At 65.6% G+C, this 7,518-nt stretch carries 4 protein-coding genes and 4 pseudogenes; 5 read left to right on the top strand and 3 right to left on the bottom strand.

The annotated features are described in order from the left end of the window. The 5 genes and pseudogenes from FWJ24_RS14360 to FWJ24_RS14335 all read left to right on the top strand — a co-directional run. Nucleotides 1–755 (top strand): annotated as a pseudogene (locus FWJ24_RS14360) (hypothetical protein); the annotation flags it as partial. Between the two features lie 59 nt (nt 756–814). Continuing rightward, nucleotides 815–1,429 (top strand): HdeD family acid-resistance protein, encoded by a 615-nt coding sequence (locus tag FWJ24_RS14355; RefSeq protein ID WP_274611475.1) that lies wholly within the window; start codon nt 815–817, stop codon nt 1,427–1,429. A 192-nt stretch (nt 1,430–1,621) separates the two neighbouring features. After that, nucleotides 1,622–2,197: an NADH dehydrogenase ubiquinone Fe-S protein 4 gene (locus tag FWJ24_RS14345; protein ID WP_067253560.1), complete on the top strand. Its 576-nt coding sequence runs from the start codon at nt 1,622–1,624 to the stop codon at nt 2,195–2,197. 34 nt (nt 2,198–2,231) lie between these two features. Next, nucleotides 2,232–2,630, top strand: a pseudogene (locus FWJ24_RS14340) (rhomboid family intramembrane serine protease); the annotation flags it as partial. Nucleotides 2,631–2,708: 78 nt separating this feature from the next. After that, nucleotides 2,709–3,544, top strand: a pseudogene (locus tag FWJ24_RS14335) (IS3 family transposase); the annotation flags it as partial. A gap of 215 nt (nt 3,545–3,759) precedes the next feature. Here the strand turns inward: FWJ24_RS14335 and FWJ24_RS14930 are convergent. The 3 genes and pseudogenes from FWJ24_RS14930 to FWJ24_RS14320 all read right to left on the bottom strand — a co-directional run bounded on the left by FWJ24_RS14930 (nt 3,760) and on the right by FWJ24_RS14320 (nt 7,498). Beyond that, a pseudogene (locus tag FWJ24_RS14930) lies at nt 3,760–4,685 on the bottom strand (TIGR02594 family protein). A gap of 125 nt (nt 4,686–4,810) precedes the next feature. After that, nucleotides 4,811–5,152 carry a hypothetical protein gene (locus tag FWJ24_RS14325; protein ID WP_150288518.1) on the bottom strand — a complete coding sequence of 114 codons (342 nt, stop codon included), beginning with the start codon at nt 5,150–5,152 and terminating at the stop codon, nt 4,811–4,813. A 135-nt stretch (nt 5,153–5,287) separates the two neighbouring features. After that, on the bottom strand, nt 5,288–7,498 hold the full coding sequence (locus FWJ24_RS14320; RefSeq protein WP_150288517.1) for a hypothetical protein: 2,211 nt from the start codon (nt 7,496–7,498) through the stop codon (nt 5,288–5,290). Nucleotides 7,499–7,518 lie beyond the last annotated feature (20 nt).

The following is a 7,518-nucleotide window of genomic DNA, read 5'->3' as shown; positions in this document are numbered from 1 at the left end:
GCCTTGAAAGCCGGGCTATGGTTCCGGCGCGGTCGTCTCGTCATGGTCTCTCCTGTTCACGGCATCATGCCGATCTCAGGCAGAATTTCCACTTATCCCCGCTGTCCAGATTTCCCGAGCCAGCTCTCTTCGATGCGACGATCCTCAAGGGGCTGGCCCGCTTCGAGGATCGGCCTTCGGAGTTTTCCGTCGGCGACTGGCTGAAACGGCTGGCTTTTGAGACCATCGAGGAAGAATCCCGCGCCGCCCGCCGCGCCGTGCCTGAGGATGCCGCCTCCATCGAGGCGGAACCCGAGGCCCCGGCGGAGGATCCGACCGAGGCGGATCAGGCGATGTTCGAGTTCTACCAGCCCGACGAAGTGCTGATGCTGGAGGACCTCCTCGCCGACGACGGCGGCACAGACCCCGAGAGCCAAGCGGATCGGCATAAGATCGCCATGGTGCTGCACCGGGCAATCGCCGATCTTCCGTCGGTCGAACGCCGCGTTCTCTATCGGCTCCACCTCGACAACGCTACGATCGCGGAGACGGCAGACCTTTTCGGCCTGACCGAGACAGTGGTCGCCGAGATCGCAGAAAATGCGGGCGCGACACTACGCGCGAGGCTTGCCGAAGCCGGGTTGGTCAGAGATCCATCAGGCCGCGCGCCCATCGAACGGGAAATCGCTCACACGCGGCGTCTGCCTCAGCCGATCGAGGATCGCCGCCGCGTGGCCGCCGCCCTAACCGGCGAGGAGGCCGGCTCCGACACCTGACATGGAACTGAATAGGAGATCGACCAATGACCATAGCCTCTGAAAACCCGACTGATAAGATGCAGGACATGCTGTGCAGCCTGTCCCGGAATTGGTGGGCATTCGTGTTACGCGGCGTGCTCGCATTGATCATCGCAGTGCTAGCCTTCGTCATGCCTGCGGAAGCGCTTCTGGCGCTCACGCTGGTCTTCGGCGCGTTCGCCTTTGCCGACGGCGTGTTCGGCCTCGTCGCCGCGATACGTAACATCCGCAAGGGCAAACGCTGGGGCTGGCTGATGTTCAGCGGCATTCTGGGCATCGCCACGGGCGTCGTCGTGGTTGTCTCGCCTTTTGTCGCGACGCTTGTGCTTGCGACATTCCTCTGGGCCAGCATCGCATTCTGGTCCGTGTTCTCGGGTGCCCTCGAGATCGCGGCAGCGATCCGCCTGCGAAAGGAAATCAACGGCGAAATCTGGCTGATCCTGAGCGGCCTTCTCTCGGTCGTTCTCGGTGTCGTCGTGACCTGGATGCTGCTGACGCGCCCGGTCGAAAGCTTCCTCGCGCTCGGCTGGCTGATCGGCTTCTACGCCGCGGTCTTCGGGGTGATGATGATCCTCCTCGGGCTACGGCTTCGCAAGGCGGATCGTTCGGACGGTGCGGCCTTCGATGACGCTCCCCCATCGGCAAAGGCGTGAGGTGCCCTGTGGTGGATGACGGGCGACTTGCCGGCGAGGAGGACGATTTCACCCGATGGGACGAAACGATCTTCGAGCGTTGCCTGGGGGCCGGCTTCAATCCCTTCGGCAGCGGACCGACGCCGATCTTCTTGCGGGACAGGGATCATACGCAGCGTAGAGACAAGCACAGACCACATAAGGATCGTGAAAATGCGCGGCCATAACCGCCCACCGTTTCCGCCGAAAATTCCCGGAACCGATCTGCCAACCTGGGACATGCCGACGGCGATCATCTACCGTCCGGCCCGTTCCGCGATGACATCGGCGCCTCGGCCCAACTACTGGGTTCTCGAATTCGAGCCGTCGCGTCCGCCGCAGATCGAGCCGCTGATGGGATGGACTGCAAGCGACGATCCCTATCGCCCGATCCGGCTGAAGTTCCCCGATCGTGACAGCGCTGTGGACTTCGCTGAGCGGCAGGACTGGCGATACGTCGTGCGCGAGGAAGCCGCGCCGTCACGGATGGCGAACCGATGGACGGGAGAAGCGCACCATCGGCTGTACAGGGGCGCCGATGCCCCGGGCGCCTTCCGCATCCCGTTCCGCACCGATCGCGGCAGCGCCGATCTCCGCGTCTCGCGCGCTGTCGCGCAGGAAGGCGCGACCGACCTGTCCGCCAGCGACCGCGAGACGTTCGATCCGGTCCTCGAAGCCTCGCTCGAATCCTTCCCGGCTTCGGATCCCCCGGCCTGGACGGGTGTGACAGTCGCAGGGAAAAAACCGTGACGACGGGCGGGCGCAGGAGCGCGGAGGGCGTGGCATGTTCCCCTGGGCTGCCCCCGTCGCGCGCAGATACCCGCCGATCGTCGTCTGGACGGTCGTCGGGATCAGCGTCCTCGCGTTCCTCTATCAGGTAGGCCTGCCGCCGCGCGTGCTCGACCGGTTCCTGTTCGACTTCGCGCTGGTTCCGTCGCGCTTCTTCGGTCAGCTCCGCCTGATCGCGCCGTCCGACTGGGCGCCGTTTCTGACCAACATCTTCCTTCATGGGGGCTGGCTTCACGTCATCCTCAACATGTGGACGCTCTGGATCGTCGGCCCGGCCGTGGAGGACCGGCTCGGGCCGGCGCGGTTCGCGCTGTTCTATCTCTTCTGCGGCGTGGCCGCGGGGCTCGCCCATGCCCTGGCCAACCCCGACTCGGTCGTGCCCGCCCTCGGGGCTTCCGGCGCCATTGATCCCCCCCCCCCCGTTGAATTGGTCCACCCTGAAGTATGTCTTTTGGCAGACAGGAGGACCGCCATGCCGAAGAAGCGCCACAAGCCTGAAGAGATCGTCGCGAAGCTGCGCCAGGTCGATGTGCTGGTCTCGCAGGGCCAATCCGTTGCCGATGCGATCCGCTCGATCGGCGTGACGGAGGTCAGTTACTACCGCTGGCGTCGTGAGTTCGGCGGACTGAAGTCAGATCAGGTGAAGCAGATGAAGGAGCTTGAGGCCGAGAACGCCCGGCTCCGTCGCGCCGTCGCGGACCTGACGCTCGACAAGCTGATCCTGAAGGAGGCGGCTTCGGGAAACTGGTAAGCCCCGCGCGTCGCCGTGCCTGCATCGAGCATATCCGGCTCGCCCTGAAGGTGTCGGAGCGGCGGGTCTGCCGTGTGCTCGGGCAGCATCGCTCGACCCAGCGCCAGATCCCGCGCGGACGCGACGATGAGGAGCAACTCATCGCCGACATCGTCGAACTGGTCCGCCGCTATGGCCGCTACGGTTATCGCAAGATCGCCGCGCTGCTACGCTCGACGGCAGGCTGGGTCGTCAATGGCAAGCGGGTTGAGCGCATCTGGCGACGTGAGGGGCTGAAAGTTCCAGCCCGACAATCCAAGCGCGGCCGTCTTTGGCTTGCGGACGGACCCTGCATCCGCCTGCGTGCCGAGCGGCCCAATCACGTGTGGTCCTACGACTTTGTCGAGGACCGCACTCATGATGGGAGAAAATATCGCATGCTCAACATCATCGACGAGTTCACGCATGAATGCCTGGCGATCCGCATCGATCGAAGGTTGAAGGCGATCGATGTCATCGACGTGCTCTCGGACCTGTTTATCCTGCGCGGTGTGCCGGAACATGTTCGCTCAGATAACGCCCGATGTCGGGAAGCAGCTTTGGGCTTTGGCCAACAGGTCTCATAGCGCCGGCAGATCGCCGACGTCGGCAGTAAGCTGATCCAGATGGTTTCCACCGCCAACGGGATCGCTCCCAGCCATAGCAAACACAGGATCCAGCGGCATTGACACGGCCGTGGTCCTCACCGTCCTCAAGACGAGATACGCACCCAGGTGGAAGGCCCGAACATTATCTACAGGGTCGCCTTTGGCGCCCTCACGGCCCTTGCAGAGAGGGGTCCTTCCACCTGGCACCCGGTCGCTCCAGGAACGGCCGGTATTCTGTCCCCGTCTTGACGACGGCATGCGCCACCCGCGCCATCTTGGCGGTGAGCGCGGTCATCGCCTTGCGACGGCGATCGGCATCGTCCGCGTGGCCGGCAACATAGCGGCCGAGCTTGTCGCGGAAGCTGTTGTCACATTGGCGCGCGGCGACCTGCGCCGCCATCCAGAACGTTCGGCGCAGGCGGGCATTGCCGTACTTCGACAGCTTAGTCCGACCGCGGAATGTGCCGGATTGGCAGGTAGCGAGGTCGAGGCCGCAGAACTTCAGGAACTGGCGGTGGTGGCCGAACCGTCTCAGGTCTCCGGCCTCGGCGAGGATTGTCAGAGCGTTGATCGGCCCGATTCCCGGAATCCGCCGCAGCAACTGGTAATCGTGATGATCAGCCAGCGTGACCTGCGCGATCTCCTCGATCCGGTTGCGCGACAGCCGGGTGATCGAGACGCGGTTCTGTTGATTGCCGCCGAGAACGTGGAAGGCCGAGGCGTCGTGGCCGACATAGAGGCCGACATGCCCGCCGCCCTTGCGCTTGAAGACGAGCACGTCGCCAAGCGCCGCCGCGCCCTTCGGAACCGAGACGCCGAAGGACACCCATTCGAGCGCAGAGAGATAGAGGCGCGGTGGATTGCGCTCGGGGCGGCGTTCGATGTTGGCGCGATGGGTGACGATGGCCATGAACAGCCCGCACCACGGGATCGCGTCGTGGCGGTAGACCCCGGCATATACGCGGCCGAGACCGGCGGCTTCGAGTTCGTCTTGCCAGCCGATGATCTTCAGATTGTCGGCATCGCCCGGCGCTTCGAGCGTGCCGTATTGCTTCAGTGCCTCGGCGATCATGCGCGGGCCGGGCTCGGCTTCGAGCCATCGGTATTGGGCAGGCAGCATGGCGACCTCCTGAAACGACGAAGCCCGCCGGAGGGCGGACTTTGCGTCGGGTTGCGATTGGGGTTGAGAGCGGCGGATCAGGCGTGCTTGCGCCCATCCTCATTGGCTTCGATCCGGTCGATTCGTTCCCGAAACTCGCTCAACGTCGCCTTGATCTGGGCGATGTCGGTGCGGGCCTCGGCGACGACCTTTCGCCCGGCGATGTCGTTGGAAACGTCGGCCTTGATCGCGCTGATCTCCTTGGCGTTACCGGCCAGCGTCGCGTCGATCAGCGTGAAGCGGTGTGACAGCCACCAGGCCACCCGGACGAGGAAGACGATCAGGATCAGGAGCTGGGCGATGATCCCGCCTGCCACCATCCAGGTGATCGTCAGGGTTTCCGGGGCGACGGTGACCGCCGCCGCAGCTGTTGCGGGCATGGTTTCTTCCTCTGGTTTGGGGTTGGCCCGTGGTGGCGCACAGGGCGCGCTGTGTCGCCAATGCGAATGCGGCTGCGCCAGACATGCGGGCGTGGGACTATCGCGCCCTGTGCGCGCCTGTGGCGAAAGCCAGCGTCAGGGCGCGGTGTAGCCTTGCGCGTCGAGATAGATGCTGGCGCCGCTGGTGATGGCGGCGGCGTTGAGCGCGGCATTGGCGCTGGAACGCAGCGGCGTGGGGAAGTCGATGTCCCAGGGCGTCGTCATGCTGGCGGGGAGCCAGATCCGCCAGATCACCGTGGCGCCGTCCTTGATCACGAACTCGGTTGCGACCGCGTTGGTGTTGATCACCTGGATCGCGGTGACATAGCGGCGGATGCCAGCACCGGCCGCGGCGGCGATCAACACGTCCGCCGTGCTGGCGATCACGCCGGCAGGCGCATAGCTCCAATCGGCTTCAGGGATCGAGAACGGCTTGTTGACGAGCGCGCCGATCATCGTCGCCATGAGGTGCACGAGATCGCCGGTCGCCGACATCGCGGCCTGGTTGACGTTGGCGGCGCGCGCACCGATCCCGACCGGATTGCCCGCGACAGCGTCCTGCGCCACGCCGCCGGTGACGGTGACCGCCGATACGGCGTTGGTGACCAGGACCGGGGCGGCATCCATCTGGTCGGCCCGCCCGAAGCCGCCGATGGATTCGGTGATGAGGCGCGTGAACTCCATCATGCGGATGAAGTGAACCCGGAAGTCGGTGCGCGGGAGTACCGCGCCGCCGCAGTTCGTCGTGACGATATCCGCGCCAGTCGGGGCTGTTCCGATGGGTTCGAGAACGAGCGCGGTCGTTGCGAGGTCGCGCACGCGCCAGGGTCCGTCGAGCCCGAGATCGGCTCCGGACACGGCGTCACGAACGCCATGCAGATTGACGTACTGGCCGATCTGCAGTCCCGACCAGGCGGCTGAGCCGGTGACCGTCAGCACATTGGCGGCGCGGGCAACGGATTGCGCGACCTGGCCGATGGGAGCGCCGAAGACGCCGCCATTCACCCGGATGACCACGCCGCCAAATGACGTCGCGGTCGCCGACGCGCCGATGGGAATCGTGATCGTCGTGGCGCTGGGCACGCTCGCGACGGCGGTTGGGGTCGCCAGATTGGCGAAGTTCACCTGATCGCGGATGCCGAAGACCACGACAAGATCGGCGACCGTCAATCCGTGCGGCTGGTCGAACGTGATGGTCACCGTCGCCGACCCCGCCTTGGCCGCCGAGACGATCCTGCCGACGGGGCGCGACAGAGACCGGTGGTTTTTCGCACGCAGCCGAAGCTTGTAGTCGCGAGCCGGATTGGGAACGACCTGCGTGCGCTTGAACATGGCCGAGATCGCGCCGGCGCTGTCGATGGGCGAGCCGCTGAAGGTGACCTTTTCGAGTTGAGGCAGGATCTCGAACAGGGCGGCAGGTGCAAACGCATAGGCCCCCGCCGCCGCGACCAGCTGAGTGGCGACGGTCGATACCGAGAAGGCCGCGGCATGGTTGCCTGCGATCGTGCCCGACGGCAGCGCGTCGCCGCCCTCCGAGCGGACATAGTAGCTCTCGTTCGTCGCGGTCGTGCCCTCGAAAACGAGGCTCGATCCATTGCGAGCATAGCCCAAGGGATCGGCCTTGATGATCGAGCCGCTGCTGAATGGCCCGGCCGTCACCGAGGGGATGGCGCCTTGCGGCCCGGCCGTGGCGGTGAAGCTCGTGGGCGTCGGCGTTGTCGCGATGGTGAGACAGGGATAGTTGAGCCGGCTGTCGGGGACGCCGAAGACCGAGACCCGCTCGCCGATCCTGAGGCCATGCGGCGCGGCGGTCGTGACACTGAGCGTCGTGGTCGCCTGGGAGATCGAGGCAATGGCGACCGGGCCTGCCGGAATGAGCGGCACGACGCCCGGCCAGTCATCGGTCGAGACGAGCTCCAGCGAGAACTCCTGCCCGTTGATCCGCTGCGACAGCGAGATGCCGGCGGCGACGCGCACGGGCATGGTGAAGCTGTCGAGCGTCTCGATGATGGTTTCGGTCGCCTCGCTGAGCGGATCCTTCGAGATCACGAGATAGCTCGCGCCCGCGACATTGCCGTCGACCTGCACGATGTCGCCGGGCGCGATCTGGACGGCGTTCCAGCGCCTGGTCGTGTCGAACGCCTCGAAGGCGTCGCGGAACTTGGTCGGCGCGCCGAGAATGCTGACCATCGGCGCGACGCGGCCATCCTGGTCCTGAAGGGCAGCGCCGCGCACATGGCCCGCGATGCCGCCGGGCACGTCAGCGCCGCCGCCTGGCGCGCTCGGCCAGAGCAGATCCTTCTTCATCATAGTCTCCTGGATGTTGG

The sequence above is a fragment of the Rhabdaerophilum calidifontis genome (genome assembly GCF_008641065.1).
Taxonomy (GTDB): domain Bacteria; phylum Pseudomonadota; class Alphaproteobacteria; order Rhizobiales; family Beijerinckiaceae; genus Rhabdaerophilum; species Rhabdaerophilum calidifontis.
The sequence above is the reverse complement of the archived record's forward strand: the minus strand, read 5'-3'. Positions and strand labels throughout refer to the sequence as shown.

What these genes read in the sequence shown, in the direction of transcription:
- FWJ24_RS14355 (WP_274611475.1), top strand. Translation starts at nt 815, where the DNA reads ATGCAGGACATGCTGTGCAGCCTGTCCCGGAATTGGTGGGCATTCGTG.
- FWJ24_RS14345 (WP_067253560.1), top strand. Translation starts at nt 1,622, where the DNA reads ATGCGCGGCCATAACCGCCCACCGTTTCCGCCGAAAATTCCCGGAACC.
- FWJ24_RS14325 (WP_150288518.1), bottom strand. Translation starts at nt 5,152, where the DNA reads ATGCCCGCAACAGCTGCGGCGGCGGTCACCGTCGCCCCGGAAACCCTG.
- FWJ24_RS14320 (WP_150288517.1), bottom strand. Translation starts at nt 7,498, where the DNA reads ATGAAGAAGGATCTGCTCTGGCCGAGCGCGCCAGGCGGCGGCGCTGAC.